The 22,423-nt window shown below is 53.0% G+C and carries 24 protein-coding genes; 10 read left to right on the forward strand and 14 right to left on the reverse strand.

Going from position 1 to position 22,423, the window contains the following annotated elements; all coding sequences use genetic code 11:
* The first annotated feature begins 10 nt into the window (after nt 1-10).
* Entirely contained in the window at nt 11-1,360 is a 1,350-nt protein-coding gene (locus tag BLP47_RS07300) for a DEAD/DEAH box helicase (protein ID WP_371325783.1), read from the forward strand.
* On the opposite strand, the gene BLP47_RS07305 is transcribed toward BLP47_RS07300, so the two are convergent.
* Nucleotides 1,345-2,214 (reverse strand): PHP domain-containing protein, encoded by an 870-nt coding sequence (locus BLP47_RS07305; protein WP_091852180.1) that lies wholly within the window; start codon nt 2,212-2,214, stop codon nt 1,345-1,347. The genes BLP47_RS07300 and BLP47_RS07305 overlap by 16 nt on opposite strands.
* Nucleotides 2,215-2,231: 17 nt before the next feature.
* Here BLP47_RS07305 and BLP47_RS07310 point away from each other — a divergent pair, with 17 nt between their 5' ends.
* On the forward strand, nt 2,232-3,623 hold the full coding sequence (locus BLP47_RS07310) for an aminopeptidase P family protein (RefSeq protein WP_091852183.1): 1,392 nt from the start codon (nt 2,232-2,234) through the stop codon (nt 3,621-3,623).
* Here the strand turns inward: BLP47_RS07310 and BLP47_RS07315 are convergent.
* Nucleotides 3,609-4,124 (reverse strand): general stress protein, encoded by a 516-nt coding sequence (locus BLP47_RS07315; RefSeq protein WP_091852186.1) that lies wholly within the window; start codon nt 4,122-4,124, stop codon nt 3,609-3,611. The two genes, BLP47_RS07310 and BLP47_RS07315, sit on opposite strands and share 15 nt — an antisense overlap.
* Before the next feature lie 47 nt (nt 4,125-4,171).
* On the opposite strand from BLP47_RS07315, the gene BLP47_RS07320 reads away from it, so the two are divergent.
* Genes BLP47_RS07320 through BLP47_RS07335 form a run of 4 tightly spaced genes read left to right on the forward strand, consistent with a single transcriptional unit; the run spans nt 4,172 to nt 8,502 of the window.
* Nucleotides 4,172-5,407, forward strand: coding sequence for a magnesium transporter MgtE N-terminal domain-containing protein (locus BLP47_RS07320; RefSeq protein ID WP_091852190.1), 1,236 nt, complete (start codon nt 4,172-4,174; stop codon nt 5,405-5,407).
* Between the two features lie 4 nt (nt 5,408-5,411).
* Nucleotides 5,412-5,927 carry a DUF1003 domain-containing protein gene (locus tag BLP47_RS07325; RefSeq protein WP_091852193.1) on the forward strand — a complete coding sequence of 172 codons (516 nt, stop codon included), beginning with the start codon at nt 5,412-5,414 and terminating at the stop codon, nt 5,925-5,927.
* Entirely contained in the window at nt 5,924-7,027 is a 1,104-nt protein-coding gene (locus BLP47_RS07330; protein ID WP_091852196.1) for an Mrp/NBP35 family ATP-binding protein, read from the forward strand. The genes BLP47_RS07325 and BLP47_RS07330 overlap by 4 nt, the downstream gene beginning before the upstream one ends.
* Nucleotides 7,028-7,035: 8 nt before the next feature.
* The gene (locus tag BLP47_RS07335; protein ID WP_091852199.1) at nt 7,036-8,502 is read left to right on the forward strand and encodes a succinic semialdehyde dehydrogenase; all 1,467 of its coding nucleotides are present in this window, start codon (nt 7,036-7,038) and stop codon (nt 8,500-8,502) included.
* Nucleotide 8,503: 1 nt separating this feature from the next.
* Here the strand turns inward: BLP47_RS07335 and BLP47_RS07340 are convergent, their stop codons facing one another.
* Nucleotides 8,504-8,854 (reverse strand): sec-independent translocase, encoded by a 351-nt coding sequence (locus BLP47_RS07340; RefSeq protein WP_091852202.1) that lies wholly within the window; start codon nt 8,852-8,854, stop codon nt 8,504-8,506.
* Between the two features lie 62 nt (nt 8,855-8,916).
* Here BLP47_RS07340 and BLP47_RS07345 point away from each other — a divergent pair, with 62 nt between their 5' ends.
* Nucleotides 8,917-9,546 (forward strand): O-methyltransferase, encoded by a 630-nt coding sequence (locus BLP47_RS07345; RefSeq protein WP_091852206.1) that lies wholly within the window; start codon nt 8,917-8,919, stop codon nt 9,544-9,546.
* A 3-nt stretch (nt 9,547-9,549) separates the two neighbouring features.
* Here the strand turns inward: BLP47_RS07345 and BLP47_RS07350 are convergent, their stop codons facing one another.
* Together BLP47_RS07350 and dapE are read right to left on the reverse strand one after the other, a co-directional pair.
* Nucleotides 9,550-9,723 carry a DUF3117 domain-containing protein gene (locus BLP47_RS07350; RefSeq protein WP_091852209.1) on the reverse strand — a complete coding sequence of 58 codons (174 nt, stop codon included), beginning with the start codon at nt 9,721-9,723 and terminating at the stop codon, nt 9,550-9,552.
* A gap of 71 nt (nt 9,724-9,794) precedes the next feature.
* Complete coding sequence (gene dapE / locus BLP47_RS07355) at nt 9,795-10,865, reverse strand: succinyl-diaminopimelate desuccinylase (RefSeq protein ID WP_091852212.1); 1,071 nt, start codon at nt 10,863-10,865, stop codon at nt 9,795-9,797.
* A 39-nt stretch (nt 10,866-10,904) separates the two neighbouring features.
* On the opposite strand from dapE, the gene dapD reads away from it, so the two are divergent.
* Nucleotides 10,905-11,846 (forward strand): 2,3,4,5-tetrahydropyridine-2,6-dicarboxylate N-succinyltransferase, encoded by a 942-nt coding sequence (gene dapD, locus BLP47_RS07360; protein WP_091852215.1) that lies wholly within the window; start codon nt 10,905-10,907, stop codon nt 11,844-11,846.
* On the opposite strand, the gene thiL is transcribed toward dapD, so the two are convergent.
* A complete protein-coding gene (thiL, locus tag BLP47_RS07365; protein WP_091852218.1) occupies nt 11,843-12,838 on the reverse strand; it encodes a thiamine-phosphate kinase in 996 nt (331 codons plus the stop codon). The two genes, dapD and thiL, sit on opposite strands and share 4 nt — an antisense overlap.
* A gap of 23 nt (nt 12,839-12,861) precedes the next feature.
* Here thiL and BLP47_RS07370 point away from each other — a divergent pair, with 23 nt between their 5' ends.
* Nucleotides 12,862-13,308, forward strand: a complete 447-nt coding sequence (locus tag BLP47_RS07370) for a DUF3515 family protein (protein ID WP_091852222.1) — start codon at nt 12,862-12,864, stop codon at nt 13,306-13,308.
* Here the strand turns inward: BLP47_RS07370 and BLP47_RS07375 are convergent.
* From BLP47_RS07375 to leuC, 6 genes are read right to left on the reverse strand one after another with little or no spacing between them, the layout of a single operon-like run.
* Complete coding sequence (locus tag BLP47_RS07375) at nt 13,305-14,372, reverse strand: D-alanine--D-alanine ligase family protein (protein WP_091852225.1); 1,068 nt, start codon at nt 14,370-14,372, stop codon at nt 13,305-13,307. The genes BLP47_RS07370 and BLP47_RS07375 overlap by 4 nt on opposite strands.
* Nucleotides 14,372-15,373 carry an NAD(P)H-dependent glycerol-3-phosphate dehydrogenase gene (locus BLP47_RS07380; RefSeq protein ID WP_249883329.1) on the reverse strand — a complete coding sequence of 334 codons (1,002 nt, stop codon included), beginning with the start codon at nt 15,371-15,373 and terminating at the stop codon, nt 14,372-14,374. The genes BLP47_RS07375 and BLP47_RS07380 overlap by 1 nt, the downstream gene beginning before the upstream one ends.
* Entirely contained in the window at nt 15,370-16,137 is a 768-nt protein-coding gene (locus tag BLP47_RS07385) for a 1-acyl-sn-glycerol-3-phosphate acyltransferase (protein WP_091852230.1), read from the reverse strand. Before BLP47_RS07385 ends, BLP47_RS07380 begins: the two co-directional genes overlap by 4 nt.
* A gap of 3 nt (nt 16,138-16,140) precedes the next feature.
* Nucleotides 16,141-17,457: a UDP-N-acetylglucosamine 1-carboxyvinyltransferase gene (gene murA / locus BLP47_RS07390; protein ID WP_091852232.1), complete on the reverse strand. Its 1,317-nt coding sequence runs from the start codon at nt 17,455-17,457 to the stop codon at nt 16,141-16,143.
* Nucleotides 17,458-18,060 carry a 3-isopropylmalate dehydratase small subunit gene (gene leuD, locus BLP47_RS07395; RefSeq protein WP_091852235.1) on the reverse strand — a complete coding sequence of 201 codons (603 nt, stop codon included), beginning with the start codon at nt 18,058-18,060 and terminating at the stop codon, nt 17,458-17,460.
* 3 nt (nt 18,061-18,063) lie between these two features.
* On the reverse strand, nt 18,064-19,476 hold the full coding sequence (leuC, locus tag BLP47_RS07400) for a 3-isopropylmalate dehydratase large subunit (RefSeq protein WP_091852238.1): 1,413 nt from the start codon (nt 19,474-19,476) through the stop codon (nt 18,064-18,066).
* Nucleotides 19,477-19,533: 57 nt separating this feature from the next.
* Here leuC and BLP47_RS07405 point away from each other — a divergent pair, with 57 nt between their 5' ends.
* The gene (locus BLP47_RS07405) at nt 19,534-20,772 is read left to right on the forward strand and encodes an MFS transporter (protein WP_091853076.1); all 1,239 of its coding nucleotides are present in this window, start codon (nt 19,534-19,536) and stop codon (nt 20,770-20,772) included.
* On the opposite strand, the gene BLP47_RS08475 is transcribed toward BLP47_RS07405, so the two are convergent.
* Both BLP47_RS08475 and BLP47_RS07415 read right to left on the reverse strand, forming a co-directional pair.
* Nucleotides 20,769-21,161 (reverse strand): hypothetical protein, encoded by a 393-nt coding sequence (locus BLP47_RS08475; RefSeq protein ID WP_157671574.1) that lies wholly within the window; start codon nt 21,159-21,161, stop codon nt 20,769-20,771. The genes BLP47_RS07405 and BLP47_RS08475 overlap by 4 nt on opposite strands.
* A 98-nt stretch (nt 21,162-21,259) precedes the next feature.
* Nucleotides 21,260-22,414, reverse strand: a complete 1,155-nt coding sequence (locus tag BLP47_RS07415; protein WP_091852241.1) for a DivIVA domain-containing protein — start codon at nt 22,412-22,414, stop codon at nt 21,260-21,262.
* Nucleotides 22,415-22,423 lie beyond the last annotated feature (9 nt).

Genomic DNA, 22,423 nt, shown 5'->3' on the forward strand with positions numbered 1-22,423 from the left:
CCGAATTACGATGGCTGGCCAAAATCAAACGGAGAGTTTTTTGAGTTTTCAATCCCTAGGCATAGATGCAGACATCTGCGCCGCACTAGATTCCAGAGGAATCACCGAACCATTCCCAATCCAGCTTCAAGCTATTCCAGTTGCGTTATCTGGCACCGATGTAATCGGCCAAGCCAAAACTGGCACCGGAAAGACCCTGGGTTTCGGCCTGCCGCTTTTGCAATCCCTAGGTACCGACCCCGCTCACGGAGTTCAGGCGCTAGTGGTTGTGCCAACCCGTGAACTCGCGGTTCAGGTTGCCTCGGACCTAGAGCTTGCGAGCGCCAATCGCGCCACCCAGGTGATCGCCATTTATGGCGGCAAGGCTTACGAGGGCCAAATCGAGGCCCTCAAAAGAGGTGCCCAGGTGGTGGTTGGAACACCGGGTCGCCTAATTGATCTTTCAAAGCAAAAACTGCTGGATCTTTCGCAGATCAGATTTATGGTTTTAGATGAAGCGGATGAAATGCTGGATTTGGGCTTTCTTCCCGATGTCGAGAAGCTATTCAGCTATACCCCACCAAAAAGACAGACCATGTTGTTCTCGGCGACCATGCCGGCAGCCATCCTGAATTTGGCCAGAAGGTATCAGAACCGCCCAATCCACATCAGAATCGCTGATCCGGATGAGGGAAAGACCAAGGCTGACATCAAGCAATTTGTTTACCGCGCCCACTCGATGGACAAAGATGAGATTGTTGGCCGAATCTTGCAGGCTGAGGGCCGCGGCAAAACCATCGTATTTGTTCGCACCAAGCGCGCTTCAGCCAAGCTAACCGAGGAACTGCAAGACCGAGGGTTCTTAGCCACTCCGTTGCACGGAGACATGTCCCAGGAGGCACGTGAGCGCTCCATGGTGGCATTTAGAACCGGTAAGAAAGAAATCCTTGTAGCCACCGAGGTGGCAGCTCGGGGTATCGATGTTGACGATGTGACCCACGTAATCAACTACTCGGTCCCTGAGGATGAGAAGGCCTACCTGCACCGCGTGGGTCGCACAGGCCGTGCCGGCAAGCTCGGCGTAGCAGTGACATTTGTTGACTGGGAGGACATGACCCGTTGGGTCCACATCAACCGCGAGCTAGAGCTCAATACCCCAGAGCCAACCGAAACCTACTCGAACTCACCCAAGCTATTCGAGGATCTCAAGATTCCCGAGGGCACCAAGGGTCGAATCGGCAGGGCGCCAGATTCTAAAAAAAGCCCCCCTAGCCAGAGAGCTACTCAGCCAAGATCAGCAGCACCAAAGCGCGAAGCCGCGACCCAGTCGACGCCCGCTCCGAGAAGTAGAACTAGAAACCGAAACTACAAAAAGGCTTGAGAGCCCGTTGCTTGATCGATAATTCGATCAAGCATCTCTCGGGTGGTTTGGTTTTCACCAAGCTCATTATCTTTGCCGCCAACCCCGTGATAGTCGCTTGAACCGGTCACGATCAGATCGTGCTTGAGCGCAAGATTGCGGAGCCAGCCCTTGGCGCGATCTGGGACTGCTCGGTGGTCAATCTCAAGACCATCAAGCCCGGCAAGAATAAGTTTTTCAAAATGCTCTACAGATAAATCGTGCAGGGATTTGCCGGCCGGAAAATCCATCAGGGGGTGGGCCATTACTGACACTCCCCCAGCCTCTCGGATCAGCTTGATTGCGAGTTCAGTTTCAAGTGACAACTCAGAAATGTAGTAGCGCCCGCTCGAATTCAAAATGGAAGTAAAGGCGTCTGTTCGATTGGGCACTATGCCCAGTTCAACTAGTGCATCGGCAATGGCGGGCCTTCCAATAGTTGCCCCGGTGGGTAGCTGCGCCAAAACCAGTTCCCAGCTGATCGGGTAATCCTTAGCCAGCAGGGCAACCATTTTTTTAGCCCGAATGACCCGGGATTCCCTGGTTGCCAGAAGAGTTCTAGCCAAGGCCTGGTTAGCCGGGTCTGGCAAATAACAAAGCACGTGAACACTAATGCCTCGGCCATCGAAAGTCTCAGACCGAGTGGAAACCTCAATACCCGGCACTATCCCGACGCCAAATCTATTTCCGGCAGCTATTGCCTCAGCCCAACCGGCAGTGGAATCGTGATCTGTCACCCCCAGAACCGTTATTCCCTGCTGGCTGGCCAGCTCGACGAGTCTGCTTGGAGAATCTTTGCCGTCGGATTGCGTGGAGTGGGTATGAAGATCGATCACAGTAGGAGAATAGTCGCATGGGAAAAAAAATAAACGCAACTAACCGATCACGCACACCTCACTCCAAAGAATTTTTGGACTTTATTGCTTCCGATTGGCAAGAGCAAATCCCTCAGACTCAAAAAGTGTGGGAGGTCGCGAGCTACGCAAAACTAAGGCGTGATGCGATAGCCAAAAAACTAGCGGGCAAAGTCCTAGTGATTGAGGCTGGTGAACCCAAGACGCGCTCGAACGATACTGAGTATCGCTACCGAGCCCACACCGCCTTCTCATACCTGACCGGTTGGGGATCTGAAGCAGTCCCCGGGTCAATCCTGGTGATTGATGCCCGCACTCAAACACCAAGCAGCACGCTTTATTTTCTGCCAACCGCGGGAAGGCAGACCGATGAATTCTTTGCAAACCCGGCAATCGGAGAGTTTTGGGTTGGGGCAAGACCTGGGCTTCAAGAGGTGTCCGAGATACTCGATATCCAAACAGCTTCGATTCACGACTTCAAAAAGAAAATCAAAGAATTAGGCAAGCACCTCAACCTCGACAGCAAAAAACTCCTGGTAGCAGCATCCACAATGCGCTTTGTGAAAGATGATTATGAAATTTCTCAAATGCGCGAGGCCGTGGATGTCACCATCCAAGGCTTTGGCGATATCGCCCGTTCTTTGCCAAAAGCCGCGGTGAGTGCGCGTGGTGAAAGAGTCGTAGAAACTGCCTTTTATGCTCGAGCCCGGCAGGATGGCTACGAATTAGGCTACGACACGATTGCCGCCGCGGGACCCAACGCCTGCACCCTGCACTGGACCAGAAACGATGGTGAGGTAAATAATGGCGATCTTATTTTGGTAGATGCCGGGGTGGAGCTGAATTCTCTTTATACCGCTGATATCACAAGAACAATTCCGATTAATGGCAAATTCACTCAGGCTCAAAAGCGGGTTTACGACGCTGTCCTAGAGGCATCCGATGCAGCTTTTGCGGCAGCCAGGCCGGGAGTAAAATTCCGCGATATCCACAACGCTGCCATGGAAGTTATCTCTCGCAAGGCGGCCGAGTTTGGGCTTTTGCCGGTGACTGCGGAGGAATCTTTATTGCCAGAAAACCAACATCACCGCAGATTCATGGTGCATGGCACTAGCCACCACCTTGGAATGGACGTGCACGACTGCGCCCAAGCCAAGCGAGAGCATTATCAAGATGGCATCTTGGAACCGGGGATGATTTTCACAATTGAGCCGGGACTTTATTTCCACAAAAATGACCTCCTGGTTCCCGAAGAAATGCGCGGGATTGGCGTGCGCATTGAGGATGATGTCCTAGTTACCGATGAGGGGGTAGAAAACCTCAGTGGCGCACTTCCAAGAACGACTGAGGGCATTGAAGCTTGGTACTCAAAAGCATTACTCGGCGGTTGAGCTCTTAGCGAGAATTCCGAGCGCCTTTGGAGCATCCGACTCTGGAACTATGACTTCGTAACGTGAGGCCACGGGCATCTGGGTGGATAAAAAACCACGCTTATTCTTAGAAACGGCAAAACGAAGGATATTAAGGAGCATTCCGATTCCGGCGGTTACAAATACCACCGACACAAACTGTTGGGGCAAGAATTCGGTAGAACCGTCCTCTCCCATCTGAACTCCCGAACCCAAAAGCAGGGCGAATAAAAGTCCAATCCACAATCCGGTGATTGCACCGGATGCCGCGATGCGGCCATAACCCAATCGACCCCGAATTCGCTCGACCATAACCGGATCGTGTCCGATAATTGAGACTTTTTGGGGGCTAAAGTCCCCCGCGATTAGCTTTTCGACAAGATTCGAAGCCTCTTTATGGTTGGCAAAATTACCCAGCGTGTGACCGGTGGGAATCGTTGGACCGGTTCGCTTGGACTTAGGGCTAACTCTTGCATCACTCATCCCAAGAATTGTGACACCAGGTTGCTTATGCCCATAGGGTTATCTCTATGAGCGCAACCAGGGTATTCGTGGCCAGACTGACCGGCTGTGGGGTTTTTGACCCACAGGGCGATCGAGTTGGAAAAGTTATTGATGTCTTGATGGCTTATCGAGCTACCCAGCCGCCCAGGGCCACGGGCTTCATAATCGAGATTTCGGGGCGTCGTAGAGTCTTTTTGCCAGTCGCTCGAGTGACGGCAATCGCGCCGGGTCAACTCATGTCAAACGGTTTTATTGACCTCCGCAGATTTTCGCAGCGCGGTCAAGAAGTGCGGGCGATTGCTCAAATGCTGGGGAGGAAAGTCACTTTGCTTGACGGCTCAGGCATTGCCACCATCGAGGATTTTTCCATTGAAAAGACCAAGCGTGGCGACTGGGTTTTAGCGGAACTGTTTGTGCGTAAGGCCAAAAACTCCGCGCTGCCATTTGCGAAGGGCAGCACGCTATTTGTGAACTGGAATGACGCCAGCGAGAACCATGAGAACTCGGCTGATCAAGATGCCCGGCAACTGCTGTCCACCGTCGCAGACCTCAGACCGGCCGACCTCGCCACTGCAATGCTCGAACTGCCCGAAGATCGCATGATCGCTCTGGCCGAAGGACTTGACGATGAGCGACTTGCCGATCTTTTAGAGGAGCTCCCAGAAGAAGAGCAACTCGAAATCATGAAGGGGTTGGATGATGATCGAGCGGCTGAGGTTTTGGATTTAATGGGGCCGGATGATGCCGCTGACCTCATGGCTAATCTTTCGGCAGAGAGAACCGAAACCCTTCTTGATCTGATGGACCCAGAAGAGGCGGAAGACATTAGATCGCTCCTAAAGTATGGACCGTATACCGCAGGTGGAATGATGACCCCCGAACCAATCATTTGCGCTGCCGACACCACGGTCGCAGAGGCCATGGCCCTGATTCGAAGAAAAGAGGTTGAGTCGGTTCTGGCAGCCCAGGTTTTTGTAACGCTCCCACCCTATGAAACTCCAGCTGGGAAATACTTGGGGGTTGTGCATTTTCAGAAGCTCTTGCGCTATCCGCCCCACCAAAGCCTGAGCTCGCTCCTAGACACCGAGCAGCAAGCGATCGGAGTCAACACCCCGATTGCCCAAATTCACCGAGACTTGGCCGCTTACGACCTAATTGCGCTTCCAGTAGTTGACGAACGGAATCACCTTTTAGGGGTAGTTACGGTCGATGACGTGCTAGACCACCTGCTTCCGCAGGACTGGCGAAGTGAAGAGGAGTAGCTAGATGGCTCGCAGACCCTCCGAACTTGAGACTCCGGTCACCAGGCGCAAACTCTTTCGCAAACCCTCTTTTGGCCAAGACACCGTTGGTCGGATTTCCGAAGCAATCGCTAGAGCGATGGGTACCGGCTTCTTTCTAATCGCCATGAGCCTGGTGGTGGCGGCCTGGCTGACCTGGAATACTATGGCGCCTGTTAGTGCCCAGTTTGACCCCAGGGCATTGAACTTCACGCTTTTGACGCTAATTTTGTCCCTGCAGGCCTCATATGCCGCGCCGCTGATTCTTCTGGCCCAGAATCGCGAAGCAGATCGTGACCGAGTGAAATTCGAGCAGGACCGGCAGCGAGCCGAGCGTAATCTGGCCGACACAGAATACCTGGCTCGAGAAGTGGTGGCGCTGCGGCTGGCCCTTGAGGAGGTTGCCACCAAGGACTTTGTGAGGGATGAACTCAAGGACATGCTCAAGCAGCTAACTGCCGAAATAAATAGTGCCGAGCAGTCAAAAAAGAAAAGCAAATGAGCTCAAAGGCTCTTGATCTGCTGGCCACGGTTATCGACCCCGAGCTGAGGTTTCCGATCACGGATCTTGGGATGATTGGCGAGCTCACAGAATCTCAGGATGAAGTGGCCGTTGAGATAAAGCTCACCATCTCTGGCTGTCCTGCTGCTCAAAGCATCGAGCGCGATGTGCGGGAGGCGCTGGCCAAGGGCTTCTCCAAGGTCTCGGTGCAGATGCTCACAATGACACGTGAGGAACGTCAAGCCCTAACCACCAAACTGCGCGGCAATAAGCCCATGAAGTTCAACCAGTTTGCTCAAAAAGAGAATCTCACCAGGGTGATCTTTGTTGGTTCCGGTAAAGGTGGGGTGGGTAAATCCAGCATCACCGCAAACCTTGCGGTTGCGCTTGCTAGCTTCGGGCACAAGGTTGGGTTACTGGATGCGGATATTTTTGGCTACTCAATCCCCGGCCAACTTGGAATCACCACGACCCCGACCAAGGTGGATGAGTTGATGCTCCCGCCAATCGCCTACGACGTAAAAGTTATTTCAATCGGTTTTTTTGTTGCGGACAATAAACCGGTTGCCTGGCGCGGCCCAATGTTGCACCGAGCCATTGAGCAGTTTTTAACCGATGTCTACTGGGGCGATCTAGATTTCTTATTGGTAGACCTGCCGCCGGGGACCGGGGATGTTGCAATCTCACTGGGGCAGCTACTGCCCAAGGCCGAGTCCCTGGTCATCACCACTCCACAATCCGCCGCCGCATCAGTTGCGGAGCGAAGCGGGGCTATCGGTCTGCAAACTGGCCAACGCATTCTCGGGGTGGTCGAAAACATGAGCCACTTGGATAACTTAGGTGAAAAGCTCTACATCTTCGGCCAGGGCGGTGGCGACTCAGTAGCCTCGAGGCTCCAAGAGCTAAGCGGCGAAGAAGTGAAACTATTAGCTAAATTGCCGCTGAGCGAAAACCTTCGGATTGGCTCAGACCTTGGGGTTCCAGTTGTCCTCTCAGAGCCAGACTCTGCAATTAGCTTGGCTATTTTGGAGCTAGCTAGATTCATCGCCCAAAAACCCAGGGGGCTTTCCGGGAAATCTCTTGGCTTAAAACCGGTTTAGATATAACTATGAACCTAATTACAGTCGTTGACCCACTGACCGGCACCAAACTGCACGATTTGGATTCTCACTCAACCGAGGATGTCATTGCAGCAATTCAGCTCGGAAGGGTCGCTCAAAAAGCCTGGGGTGTCAGATCAGCAAAAGACCGTGCCGCGATAGCGAAACTAATCGCAAAGAAATTGAGCGAGCACGGTGATCAGCTCATGGATATTCTGCAGGCCGAGACGGGTAAGTCCCGCGCCCATGCTTTCGAAGAGCTAACCGGTGGCCTTGCCGCCGTGAGCTACTACGCAAGAGTCACCGCGAAAACCATGAAGCGTAAGCGCCTCAAGGCCGGGGTGCCGCTAATGCTCGAGGCCTACACCGAGCCAAGTGCACTGGGAGTGGTCGGGATTATCACCCCCTGGAACTACCCGCTCGCACTGACGATGATGGATGTAATTCCCGCGCTCATGGCCGGCAATGCTGTGGTTCAAAAAGCAGATAACCAAGCCGCGAAGACCATTAGGTTGGCCAGAGACATCGCCGTAATGGCCGGAGTGCCTGAAGCAATCTGGCAGGTCGTCCATGGCGAAGCGGCCAAGGTTGGCAACGCCATAACCGACAATGTTGATTATGTCGCCTTCACCGGCTCCACCCCCACCGGCAGAATCGTCGCCGAGCGCGCAGCGAAAAGACTCATTGGCTACTCCCTAGAGCTCGGCGGCAAGAACCCCATGATTGTGATGCCCGGTGCTGATTTAGAAATGGCCGCTGAAACTGCTATCGGTGGGGCCTTTGGCAATGCCGGCCAACTGTGCGTCTCAATCGAACGGCTCTACGTTCCGAATCATGCCATAAAAGAGTTTGAGGCCATTTTGGCCAAAAGAGTTAACTCACTTACTCTCGGGGTCTCCGATCACTACAACTTCGATATCGGCTCGCTCACCTCAAGAGCTCAGCTTGAAAGAGTTGAAGGCTTTATTCAAAGAGCCCAAGCCGATGGAGCCCGGATTGTTGCAGGAGGCAGAGCGCTTCCTGAAATTGGACCCAACTTTTATGCGCCGACGGTGATAGCCGATGCGCCAGCAAACTCCGAAATACTGACCAAAGAAGTCTTTGGTCCGGTCATTGTGCTTTGCGGTTACGACTCACTCGATGATGCGGTAAGGCTTGCGAACGATAGCGACTTTGGTCTCAACGCGTCAATTGTTGGAGATAAAAAAGCGGCGCTGAAGTTGGCTTCTCGGCTAATGGCGGGCTCGGTAAATGTTAACGAGGGTTACCGCGCCACGATGGCATCGATGGCGGCTCCAATGGGTGGCATGAAGCAGTCGGGCATGGGGCGCAGGTCAGGCCCAGGAGGGCTCTTGCGTTTCACCGAGACTAGAACCATTGGGGTTGCCAACAAGCTTCCAATTGGGTTGCCGACTAGGGCGAAAGATTATAAAAAACTAGCTCCGTTGATGTCGAAACTAGCTCGTTGGATTTGATTTAGGTAGCCTCTAGGTCAAATGGTGGGGCCTCACCAAATTCCAGCTTGCGCTGCGGAGGCCGCTCTTTGACTCGGTCCAAAATGTTTGAGGTCTTTTTTTCAGGCTGCAAAGCTTCTCGAACAATTCGTCTCGGGTCGTATTGTCTCGGATCGAGCTTTTTCCAATCCAAATCCTGGTAGCCGTCTCCAAGTTCAGATTTCATCTGAACTTGCGCGTTGTCCACCATCTTCTTGCCCTTGCGCACCAATTCGCCAAGTTGCTTGGCGTAGTAAGGGAGCCGCTCAGGCCCAAGAATCAGGACGGCCAAAAGCACAAGCAGTAACAGCTTCTCTGCGCTAAGACCAAACATGAGATGAGCTTACCTAATGAATCCCCGCTATTTGGCTTTGGACTCATACACTTAGGCCCAAGATGATAGACAAAATTGCAAGCTGGAAATTCTCCGAAGAGTTCGTATCCGAACCCGAGCACATCGCAAACGCGAGAAGGCAGGCTCAAGAACTTGGCGTTGAGCCGGTCACAGCCGGCACGGGCAACCAACTCGCCCTCATCGCCGCAATCTCTAATGCTCGGAGCATCGTGGAAATTGGCACCGGAGCCGGGGTCTCAGGGCTCTGGCTGCTCTCGGCATCAGACGAGAGCGTGCTCACCACGATCGACGACGAGCCCGAGTATCAAAATGTGGCTCGGGAAATGTTCAAACAAAGTGGCATTGCCCAGAACCGCATCAGAGCAATCACCGGCAAGGCTCGGGCAGTAGTTGGGAATATGGCGGAGGAAGCCTACGACCTAGTCTTCATTGACATTGACCCGAACGACTTGGAGGCGGTCCTAGAGGCCGCGATTGGGCTTGTAAAAAAGGGCGGAACCATTGTTGTGGCTCACGCACTTTGGAGAGATCGAGTTCCAAACCCCGCCCTGCGAGATGAAGACACCACAAGTCTCAGGAACGTGATTCGCAACCTCGGAGATCGAGAAGAATTTATTTCATCGCTTTCGATGGTTGGCGATGGTCTCTTGGTGGCCGTTAAGGCCTCTTAGTAATTACTTTTTAATTACGCCTTGAAGCACTGCATGAAGTTCTTTGGCTTCGGTTTCATTGACCGAGACAACGAGCCGACCGCCACCTTCCAGTGGAACTCGCAAAACGATCAGACCACGAGGTTCGCGCTCTGCTTCCATAGGACCATCACCGGTACGTGGCTTCATTGCTGCCATAAGAATCTGCTCCTTGGGAATTCAGGTGGAAACTACGATTATCCCAGAAATCTCTGGATAAAGCCAGCCGGCTAAGGCGTCAGCCAGCCTCGCAGGCCTATTTCGCAGTCGAATAACTGACCAACTGGTACGTTTTCATTATCTGCGTGAGCAAGACTCGGGTCGCCCGGGCCATAGTTAACCGCTGGGATTCCAGCTGCGGAAAAACGCGCCACATCGGTCCAGCCGTACTTGGGTTTCGGGTCTCCACCGACAGACTTTAGAAACGCTTGAGCTATGGGTGTGTTGAGCCCAGGCCTAGCCCCCGTCGCCATATCGGTGACTCTAATCTCAAATTCGCTAAACACTTCTTCCAAATGGGCCTTGGCCTGAGCGGCGTCTTTATCAGGCGCAAAGCGATAGTTGATTGTGAGAACCGCTTGGTCTGGAATCACGTTGGTCGCAATCCCACCTCGAACTAAGACCGCATTCAGGGACTCCCGGAAATCGAGCCCCTCCACCGAGATAGTTTTAGGTTTATAAGAGTTCAGAATCCCTAGCGCCCGCTCCAGCTTATGAATCGCATTCTCGCCCATCCAGGGTCTAGCGGAATGTGCCTTGACGCCATTGGTGTGAAGCTCGATGCGCATAGTGCCATTGCAGCCGCCTTCGACTAACGCGTTGGTTGGCTCGCACAGCACGGCAAAATCACCCCTCATTAATTCAGGGTGATTCCGCTGAATTCGACCCAATCCGTTCAGATCAGCCGCCACCTCCTCGTTGTCGTAGAAAATCCAGGTGATGTCATTAATTGGGTTAGTTATTTCCAATGCGAGCTTGAGCATCACGGCAACTCCCCCTTTCATATCCACCGTGCCGCGGCCAATAATGGTTTGCTCGCGCTCAAAATGATGAAGCTGAGTTGGGAGGTTATTCGCGACCGGAACGGTGTCGAGATGTCCAGCGATAATCACTCGGCTTTTCAGCCCCAGCTCAGTTTTTGCGATCACCGCATTACCGTCACGAATAATTTTCAGGTGGGGTGCAGCGCTAAGCAGCTGCTCGAGCTGATCGGCCAGCTCGCTTTCGTTTCCGGAAACCGACTCGATATCACAAATCGCCATTGTGAGTTCAACTAGACCGAGGTTTTTGTGAAGTTCCATGGCAAAAAGGCTACCTGTATTCTTGGGTCGATGAGCGCAATGTATCTTGAATCAAAGGCCTGGGGTCACGGGCTGGCCACAATTTCCGCTGAGGGTCACGTCCTAGACGTTTGGTATCCGGATCCTCAGCTTGGGACCACCCCCCAAACAGACCTGCAGTGGTTCTCCCCCAAGGAGCTAGATGAACTGGTGGGTAAGGATGAGCTTCGCAACATCAGAACCGAGGTGATTCGCACCGAAGTCGAGTTATCCCAACCAGTTGGATCGACCCAAGATGCCTATCTTCGACTTCAATTGCTCTCCAAGCTTGTGGTGAAGCCCAACACAATAAACCTTGAAGGCCTAATCTCCCAGCTCCCAATAGTGGCCTTCACAAACAGGGGAGTAATGACGCTCCAAGAGTTTGAGAAACGCAGCGTCAGCCTCCGAGCCCATGGAGTTGTGGCGCACTCAATCGATAAGTTCCCAAGGCTGGTGGATTACGTAGTGCCCAATAAGGTCAGAATCGCAGATGCCAATCGGGTCCGACTCGGCGCCTACTTATCCCCGGGCACCACCGTAATGCACGAGGGTTTTGTGAATTTCAATGCCGGCACCCTTGGAGCCTCGATGGTTGAAGGCCGCATCTCCCAGGGAGTTGTGGTCGGAGACGGATCTGATATTGGCGGTGGGGCATCAATCATGGGCACACTTTCAGGTGGTGGCACCCATCGCATTCAAATTGGAGAGCGCGCGCTGTTGGGAGCAAACTCCGGCATCGGCATCTCAATAGGTGATGACTCAATTGTTGAAGCGGGACTCTATCTAACAGCTGGTAGCAAGCTCACGCTGTTAGTGGATGGCAGATCGCAAATCGTCAAGGCTTCCGAGCTCAGCGGATTGCCCGGGCTCTTATTCAGGAGAAACTCGCAAACTGGAGCGGTTGAAGCAATCGCCAGATCCGGAGACGGAATCACGCTAAACCCAGATCTTCACGCCTAACCCGAGATTGAATCCCAGCCTTTAGCTTCTAAAACTTCGGCTCCAAAATAAAGCGGAGCCTTATCAACCTCAACTACCTCGCCAATGACCTTGCAACCCCTTGGCAAAAACGAATCCTTGGCGCAGGTAAATAAGAATGAGTGGTCTTCGCCGCCGTGCAGCACCCAATCTCGCTCGCTAATCATTTGAACTTGCCTGGCGCTGATTGACTGCGCGGCTAGCTCCAAGACCGCCTCGAAGCCAGACAGCGCTCTGGGGTCCAATCGGATACTCACCCCTGAAGCATTTGCCAACCTTGCGGCATCGAGTGACAGGCCATCTGAAATATCGAGCATCGCCGTTGCAAACTTCGCAACCTCTAAACCAAGGCCGATTAGCGGGTTTGGTCTTAGCTGAATATCCACAAACTCTGGGTAAGCGGCTTTGAGCGTGGGGTCCTGGTGCATCAATAGCTCCAGGCCGCAGGCCGCCCAGCCCAGCGTCCCCGCCACCGCAACCAAATCACCCGGCCTGGTGCCACTTCGCAAAACGGGTTTCCTCCCCTCTAAATCGCCGTGGGCCGTCACTGCTATCACGATGTTGTCACCGGCAGCTAGGTCGCCACCCACCACCGCACAACTCGGCGCCAAATAATCAATCGCCTCCTGCATGCCCCGTGCAAAATCCTCCAGCCAAGTCTGCTTGGTGGTCTTGGGAATAACCATCGCCACCACAACGGCATTGGGAATCGCGCCCATCGCAACAACATCCGCCAGATTCGTGGCGATCGCTTTATAGCCAAGATCAAAACCTGAAGAAAACTCAGTTCTAAAGTCATGATTTTCAACCATGGTGTCGGAGGTTACTACGAAGCGGTTATCAGAAACTGAAATAACCGCTGCATCATCCCCCGAACCGACCAGGGTCGTGGCCACGGGCCTAAAAAATTTGACGGCGCGCTTGAGTGCCTCAATCTCACCTAACTCAAAGACGGTTGGGTCGTAATTATTCACAAAGCAACGCTAGCCTTTTATCAATGCGTAAAATCCTTTTTCTCACGATCAGCACGATTCTGCTGAGTGGCTGCTCGGCTGTGGTGAGCCTTGAGGCCGCCGAGTTTGCCAATGACCCAAACTGCGCCGAAGTTTCGGTTCGACTCCCGGATCAAATTGGCGAATTACCGCAACGATTCACCAATGCCCAAGCCACAAAGGCCTGGGGAGACCCAACCGCGATATTATTCCGCTGCGGCCTTGAGCCGGTCGTAATTTCAACTCTTCCATGCGTCACAGCAAGTGGAGTGGATTGGCTGGTGGATGACACCAATGCACCAAGTTTCAGGTTTATTTCTTTTGGCACCACCCCCGCGGTTGAGGTAATTGTTGATTCTGAACAAGCCAGCGGCGCCACTGCGTTGGATTCAGTGGCTCAGGCCGTTATGAAACTGCCACTCAGCACCAAGTGCACCGTCGAAACCAACTAGATAGCGCTAGAGCCCTTAGCCAAACCAGTTTCCAGCAGGGTGGCCACAAGCTTTTGGTAGCTGACCCCACTGACCTCAAATAGCGCTGGATACATCGAAATCGGAGTGAAACCCGGCATCGTATTCACCTCGGTCAATATAAAACCTGTGGCAGTTAGAAAGAAATCTGTTCTAGCCAGGCCAGAACAGCCCAGCGAGCGAAAGGCCTTGATGGCCAGTTCGTGGAGCTCAGAAAGCTGCTGGGCACTGAGGTTGGTGGGAACCTCAAGATCCGCCCCGCCACCTAAATACTTGGCTTCATAATCGTAGAACTCCCTAGTGGTGACCACGATTTCGCCCGCCAAAGAAACCTCGAGTTCGCCATTTGGATACTCCAGCACGGAGCATTCAATCTCTCTACCAACGATGCACTCTTCGACTAAGGCGGATTCATCGTGACTAAGCGCTAACTCGATGGCCACCTTTAGCTCGGAGAGCTCGTGCACCTTGGAGACCCCCACCGAGGAACCTGATCGGCTCGGCTTTACAAAAACTGGAAATTGGCTAAACCCAGCAGCCGATGCCAGGCAAGTTTTTGGATCCTTGAAAAAATCCCCTCGAGAAATCACCACATGCTCAGACACCTGAATGCCCGCATCGCGAAAAACCGCCTTGGCCTTGGACTTATCCATTGCAACCGCAGAAGCCAAGACCCCATTACCGACGCAAGGGATTTGGCAAAGTTGCAAAAGACCTTGAATTGAGCCGTCCTCACCGTTTGGACCGTGTAGCAAAGGAAAAGCCAGATCAATTTTGCCCAGCAGCTCACCGGAGCTCAACCTAAGTTCGCCACCGCCAAGGGGCATTATCACTTCTGGGCTTAGGCTCGAAACCTTTGGAAAATCAGCCAGCTGCCATTCGGGATTAATTGTCTCTAAAACAAATTTACCCGCCGGGGTAATGCCTATTTCAATCAGCTCATACCGCTCGAGATCGATAGCCGACTTAACGCCCACCGCCGTCACACATGACACGCTGTGTTCGGAGGATTTTCCACCGTATATAAGAGCAATTTTTAGCTTCATTAGGCCTCTACCTCGATGGCGTCGGCAAGATTTAGTTGCCTACCGAAGTCTTTTGGATCCATCCTGCCCTCAAGCACATCGCTTACCTGCTGCACGATTGGCATCTCAATTCCACGAGCCTTTGACATCTCCAGAACCGGCTGGAGGGAACTGAGCCCCTCGGCGGTCTGTTCCATCTTTTCCAAAACTTCGCTCTTCGAAAAACCCTGACCAAGCATTTCACCAGCCCTGAAATTTCTAGACAAAGCCGACTCGGAGGTGGCGATTAGATCCCCGAGTCCTGCCAAGCCAAACATGGTGCGCCTTCTGGCTCCATGATCCACCGCGAGGCGCATGATCTCGGCAAGGCCTCGGGTCATAATCGATGCCTTGGTGTTTTGGCCATAGCCCAAACCGTTCACGATACCGATAGCCACGGCAATTAAGTTCTTTAGAACACCGCCGAGCTCAGTACCCACCACGTCATTATTGGTGAAAACTGTGAAGTACTCGCTCGAGCAGACTCTTGCCACCTCTTCAGCCCGCTCAGAATTATCACAGGCGCAAACCGAGGCCGCAGGCTCTGACCTGGCAATCTCCAGAGCCAAGTTTGGGCCCGAAATCACGGCCAGCTGATCGCCTGGAAAACCGGTTACCTCAGTCATCACCTGAGACATCCGCAAACCACTGCCCTGCTCTAAGCCTTTTATTAGCGAAATCAAAGTTGCTGATCCTGGAATAAATGAATTCCACTCAGTGAGATTCTGCCGAAGAGTTTGTGCTGGCACTGCGAAATAGATTTGCTCGGCCTCGCCTAGGGCAATGGATAAATCAGTGGTGGCAAAAAGATTGGCGGGCAACTCGATGCCTGGTAGATATTTATTGTTTGTATGCTCGAGGTTTATCTCATCGGCTACCGCTTGACGCCTTGACCAAAGCGTCACTTTAGTTCCGCCATCGGCAATAACTTTGGCAATCGTGGTTCCCCAGCTGCCCGAACCCATAACTACTATGCGGCTCACTTGCGTTTCCTAAAGTTACCGATCTCGGTTTGGCCCTTGGTGGTCGGATCCCAAAGCTTCTCGGGGGGTGTCTCGCCCCTGAGCTCGCCAACAATCTTGGCGACCTCCCGCATTACCTCGCCGGCTGCGACTGTGACCTCTTTGGTGCCCAGACCCTCCTGATTCATGTGCTCAAAGGTCAATGGCTTGCCGATTTTGACCTGCACAATATGAAAAGGATTGGGTCGGAACTTCTTGCCATAGTTTCCAAGCACCTTTTGCACGCCCCACTGGCCAACCGGGACAATTGGAACCCCCAGCTCAATCGCCATCCGAATCGCTCCTGGCTTGCCGCGCATCGGCCATAAGTCGGGATCGCGCGTTAGCGTGCCCTCGGGGAAAACCACAACGACCTGACCGGCTAGCAGGAAGTCCTTGGCGGCACGAAGTGGCTCCTCGTTTGAATTTCCACCGGACCTAGAAATTGGTATCTGACCCACTTTTGGCAGAAGTTTGCCGAGGATGGGAATCCTAAACAGAGACTCCTTGGCAAAATAATGCGGGGTTCTTTTCATGTGGTAGTAAACCGAGTAAGCAAAAGAAAAGGGGTCTAGATAGCTCACATGATTGCCCACCAAAATGTAGCCACCCTTTGGAAGGTTCTCTAAACCGGTTGTCTTGATTCGAAACATTAGCCGCAAGACGGCGCCAATCAAAAAAGCGGTTACCTTAAAAGCAAGCGCGTTTTCCTTTTGCGAAACCTTGGGCATGTTGGCATTTGTCATTTTTTAGGCCTTGAACTCGAAGTCCGCTCCGAGGTCTCCGAGCTTGGTGATAAAACGCTCGTAACCGCGAGAGATTAGCTGGACGTTGCTGACGTTAGAGGTTCCCTCGGCCGCTAGGGCAGCGACAACGTGGCTAAACCCACCGCGCAGATCGGGAACCCTTATATCCGCTGCATGAAGTGGAGTTGGGCCCGAAACGACCGCGGAGTGATTGAAGTTGCGTTGTCCAAAACGGCAAGGGTTGCCACCAAGACATTCGCGATAAATTTGAATCTTGGCGCCCATTTGGTTCAAGGCGTCCGTAAAGCCAAAACGGTTCTCGTAAACGGTCTCGTGAACGATTGACAGCCCCTGCGCTTGGGTTAATGCAACCACTAGCGGCTGCTGCCAGTCGGTCATAAACCCCGGGTGAACATCGGTCTGAATTACAACCGGCTGAAGTGGTGACCCGGGGTGGTAGAAGCGGATGCCATCATCTTCGATCTCGAACTGCCCACCCACCTTGCGGTAGATATTCAAAAAGGTCATCATCTCGACCTGAGATGCGCCCCCCACAAATATGTCCCCCTCGGTGGCAAGCGCCGCAGCCGCCCAGGAGGCAGCCTCATTACGATCGAAAAGAGCCCGGTGAGTAAAGCCCTTGAGCTTTTTCACTCCTTCAATCCGAATTACTCGATCGGTATCTACCGATATCACCGCACCCATCTTTTGCAAGATGCTAATCAGGTCGATGATTTCAGGCTCAATTGCGGCTCCGGTGAGCTCGGTGACACCCTCGGCAATGGTCGCGGTGAGCAAAACCTGCTCGGTTGCTCCCACCGAAGGATATGGCAAAGAGATTCTTGCTCCGCGGAGTCCGTCGGGAGCGCTAAGCCTGGTTCCGGTAGAAAGCTTCTCAATCACCGCGCCGAAACTGCGCAACACGTCAAAGTGGAAATCCACTGGGCGATCGCCAATCTCGCAGCCGCCAAGACCCGGAATGAAGGCCTCGCCGAGGCGATGCAGGAGCGGGCCACAAAACAAAATTGGAATTCTTGAAGATCCGGCGTGAGTGTCAATATCGACGATCCGAGCCTGCTCGACATTGGATGGATCAAGGGTCATATTGCCCGTGAATGGGTCGTGCTCCACCTTTACGCCATGCAGTTCTAAAAGCCTGGCTACAACCTCGACATCAGAAATGTTTGGAACATCTAGAAGAATCGATTTGGTCTCACCCAATAAGGCCGCAACCATAGCTTTGGTGACAAGATTTTTGGCGCCCTTCAGGTCTACGCGACCAATAAGCGGCTTGCCCCCATTGATGGTGATCTGGCTCAATCAGACTCCTTTGGCTGGCAAGGTCTTGGGTTTCCAAGACTCTCTTTTTGCCTCATAAGCCAAGATAGCAGCCTCGTTTTGCAACGTGATGCCGATATCATCTAAGCCTTCTGTAAGACGCCACTTAGTGTATTCGTCTATCCCAAAACCCACTTGCAGATCCCCCACCGAAACTAATTGATTGGGCAGGTCCACCTTGGCAATAATCCCCGGATTTGCTTTTATCTTGGCCCAGATAGCCTCGATATCCGAATCTTTCACAACGCCGGCAATCAGGCCCTGCTTGCCTGAATTGCCTGAAAAGATATCCGCAAACTTAGCTGCGAATACAGCCTTGAAACCAAAGTCCTTCAGTGCCCAAACAGCGTGCTCTCGAGAAGAACCAGTTCCAAAATCGGGCCCAGTAAACAAAACTTGGGCGCCCTGGAACTGGGGCTGATTCAACACAAACTCCGGGTCTTGACGCCAAGTTGCGAAAAGGCCATCTTCGAAACCGGTCTTAGTGATGCGCTTGAGATACACCGCCGGGATGATTTGGTCGGTGTCAACATTGCTTCTTTGTAAAGGCGCAGCGAGGCCCTCAAATACCGTTATCTTCTCCATTTACTACTCCAAATCCGATGGGCTAGAAAGTGTTCCACGAATTGCGGTAGCAGCGGCTACAACTGGAGACACCAGGTGGGTTCTGGCTCCTTTACCCTGTCTGCCCTCAAAGTTTCGGTTTGAGGTAGATGCCGCTCGCTCCCCCGAACCAAGCTGATCCGGATTCATGCCCAGACACATTGAACAACCGGCAAAACGCCATTCGGCACCAAAGTCTATGAATACCTGATCCAGGCCTTCTTCCTCAGCCTGCAGCTTGACTTTTTGCGAACCAGGAACAACCAGCATCCGAATGCCGGTGGCCTTGGTTTTACCCTTGATTACCTCGGCCGCAGCTCGCAAATCCTCGATTCTGCCGTTGGTGCAAGAACCCAAAAACACCGTGTTCACGACGATGTCCTTCATCGGAGTTCCGGCCTTTAGGTCCATATACTCCAAGGCTCTTTCGGCTGCTGAGCGCTCGTTGGGATCCAAAATATCTTTGGGGTATGGGACGCTGTCCAGCAGCGAGACACCCTGGCCGGGGTTTGTTCCCCAAGTAACAAATGGGTCTAAATTATCGGCATCAATAAACACTTCGGCTTCAAAAACCGCATCGTCATCAGTTTTGAGGGTCTCCCAATACTTGATTGCCTTGTCCCACTCGAGACCCTCAGGTGCATGCGGGCGACCCTTGAGGTATTCGTAGGTAATTTCATCGGGAGCCACCATGCCGGCTCTTGCCCCGGCTTCAATTGACATATTGCAAATTGTCATGCGGCCTTCCATCGAAAGCGAACGAATTGCACTTCCGCGGTATTCCAAGACATAGCCTTGGCCGCCGCCGGTGGAGATCTTGGCAATTACCGCCAAGATAATGTCCTTTGCGCCAACCCCGGGTCGCAATGTCCCCTCCACGTTTATTGCCATGGTCTTAAAGGGCTGCAGCGGCAAGGTCTGGGTTGCCATCACGTGCTCAACCTCGCTGGTGCCGATACCCATCGCTAGTGAGCCAAAAGCGCCATGTGTTGAGGTGTGCGAGTCGCCGCAAACAATAGTCATTCCGGGCATTGTGAGCCCGAGCTGAGGTCCAACCACGTGAACAATGCCCTGGTTCGCATCCCCGAGTGAGTGAATTCTGACACCAAACTCCTTGGTGTTGTCGCGCAGCGCCTGGACCTGGAGTTTTGAAGTGGGGTCCGCAATGGGCAGGTGAATGTTCTCGGTTGGTGTGTTGTGGTCTTCGGTTGCAATTGTCAAATCTTTACGTCGCATATCGCGACCAGCAAGTCTTAGGCCGTCAAAAGCCTGGGGGCTTGTGACCTCGTGGATTAGGTGGAGATCAATGTATAAAAGATCTGGAGCACCATTTTTTCCCTTGACTACTAAATGGTCATTCCAGAGCTTCTGCGCCAGAGTCAGGGTGTTGGTTGACATTTCTCACCTCGCGATTCGCGTGAATTAGAAGTTTACCCCAAGGAGTAGATTGTGTGGGTGACCCATTACACCCAAGAACAACTAATTGCGCTTCAGAAAAAAACAGTAAAAAGACTTGCACTTGGTCAGGCTTTGGGAGGCTTTGGGCTCGGCTCCACCCTGTCAGTTGGAGCCCTCATGGCAGTCGAACTCTCCGGCTCAGCAGCCTGGTCGGGGGCCGCTGCGACTCTTAGCACCCTGGGAGCAGCCCTTAGCGCAATCCCGCTGGCAAACCTGGCGGCTCAAAGAGGCAGGCGGGTTGCACTCGGTGTTGGCGCATTCTTGGCAATTCTTGGAGCCTCAGGGATGATTCTCGCGGCAGGGCTGAGATCTTTCCCGATCGAAATCATTGCGCTGGTCTTTTTAGGCGCCGGTTCTGCTGTTGGCCTGCAAGCAAGATTTGCCGCCACCGACATCCCAACCGGCCAACCCAAGGGTAGGGATCTGTCACTGGTGGTTTGGGCCACTACGCTCGGGGCAGTAATTGGGCCAAACCTGATTGCCCCCGGTGAGGCCATGGGGCTTGCAATTGGCATGCCCCACCTAGCAGGGCCATTTGTGTTTACGATTTTAGCGCAGACCCTCTCCACATCAGTTTTCTGGTTTGGGCTAAAACCCGACCCGCTCTTAGTTGCAAGAGAGGTGGCCGGCCTCACCGGTAAAAAACAACGCCACGGCATGAAATCGGCTATCGAAGTTCTCAGAGTGATTCCCATGGCAGGCTACGCAGTTCTCACAATAGCCCTGAGCCACATGGTGATGGTCTCGGTGATGTCCATGACCCCGGCTCACCTTTCAGCCGAGGGGCACTCACTGGCCGAGGTTGGCTTCACTATCTCACTGCACATCGCTGGGATGTATGCCTTTGCCCCGGTGTTCGGATACATCACCGACAAACTCGGCGCCAAGCGAACCATCGTTTTGGGGCAAATGATATTTCTCATCTCACTGGCGGTGGCTGGGTTCGGCCAATACAGCTTCAACGCCGTGCTGATCGGCTTGTTCTTATTGGGCCTTGGCTGGTCCGCCTCCACGGTCGCCGGCAGCGCCCTTTTGAGCGAGGTGTTGAGCACCGAGCAAAGACCAAGGGTTCAGGGCTTTAGCGACTCGCTCATGAGCTTCTCAGGGGCTTTTGGTGGCGCCATCTCCGGGGTAATCCTCACCGTCTACACCTTCGGTGGTCTCAACGCAGCAGCCCTATTGCCAGTGGTAATGATCGTGCTGGCAACCAGCTTCTCGAGGCGCTGGAGCGCCTAGGGTTTTTTTGGAGCTGGCTTTTTTGGAGTCGGTTTCTGTGATACAGGTTTCTTTGCGGCGGGCTTTTTAGCAGCGGGCTTTTTTAGCTCCACGGCATCCTGCGCAACTGGCTCCTCTGGTGGTGCCGCCTTGGGCTTGCGGGGTTTTGGTTTCGCTAAGGCCTTGGCTTGAGCAAACTCGAGGGCTTGCTTTTTTGCCGCTGCTCGCATTGCCCTGCGATTTGGATCGGGCAATGCGCTTGGGGAAATTTCCAAGGGCTCTGATTTTGGATATTCATTTCGGAGCTGAGCGAATGAGTGCTGAATGCTGTGTTCCAAATTTAGAAGCTCCTCGCCAGCTGCTTCGGACACCTCGGTTTGTGAAGTCGTTCTCTTTTGAAAAAATGCCATGGAAAAGGTTTTGCTCTCTGGGTCGCATCAACGACCAAAATTGCAATCTCCCTTCCAGGGGCCAGAACGAGGCTTCCTGGCGCAAAATGGCAATTTACCTAATCTTCTAAGGGGATTACCTCAGGTTCAATCGCCTGCGCCTCGGCCAGTCTCTTCATCGACTGCCTTCTAGACAGCATAACCTGTTGCTCAGGAGTCAATAACCCTTCGGTCTCAGATATGAATTCTTCAAGTGCAGCCTGCTGCATCGGAAGCTTTGCTAAGCGGTACTCGGCTTCAACTATGGCGTCCCGAGTTAGATCGAGGGATCTGATTGCAAGCCGCTCGGCACGAGTCTTGGAATCCTCCATGATGTTCAACGCCATCTCTTTAGCGTCATTGAAAATTCGATCAGCTTCGACCCTCGCATTTAGCAAGGTTTGCTCGGCATTTTCGACCAGCGAGCTGGCCTCGTTGGTGGCGTCCTTTAGGTTCCGCTCAGCCTGTTCTTGAATCTGCTGGGCCTCGTTTTCAACACTGCGGAATATCTCAAGTGCTTGTTTTTCACCGTCGTCGAGTTTGCGAGTAATTTCGGCATCCAGATCCGCATTGCGCTTGACCAGCCTGGCATTTGCGTTCTGAATCTTTTCAACTTCGGTTTGCAATTCAGCTTTAATTTGAGCAGCGTAGTTGTCTGCCTCAGACCGAATAACGTTTGCCTGCTTTTCTAGCGAGGTGCGCTCCTTGGTTGCGCGATTTAGCTCGACTTCAGCCTCTTCAAGAATTTCAATTGAACGCCTTTTGGCCTGAGAGAGCTGGAGTTTGGCTTCTTTTTCGGCCCGGGCCAGATTTGCTGCGGTTTCTTCTTCGAACTGATTGCGCGAATTTTCTAGATCCGCTCGAGCCTGATCGCGAAGTTTCATTGCCTCACGGCTGGCATCGTTAATTAGCCTGGCTGCTTCGGTCTCTGCAAGCCTCAGGGTTTGCTCAAACTGAGCACCAACCTGGGCGTAGCCGGGGGATTTGGCAAGTTTTAGCGACTCTTGGAGTTCGGTGATTTTCTCACGAAGAGCATTTTGCTCTCGCATCGCCATTCCGTTATAGGTTTCTAGCTTCTCAAGCTCCAGCATCAAGCTGGAAACATGCGCGTCAACCTCTGCACGGCTATAGCCAGCTACAGAGGATGAGAATGCTTTTTTTGGAGTGTCCACCATCTGAAGATTATAAATGTCGAAGCTCAGAAATGAGAAATCCCGCTCCCAAGATTTTCTCATCAAGAGCAG

It is taken from the genome of Candidatus Aquiluna sp. UB-MaderosW2red (assembly GCF_900100865.1).
Classification (GTDB): domain Bacteria; phylum Actinomycetota; class Actinomycetes; order Actinomycetales; family Microbacteriaceae; genus Aquiluna.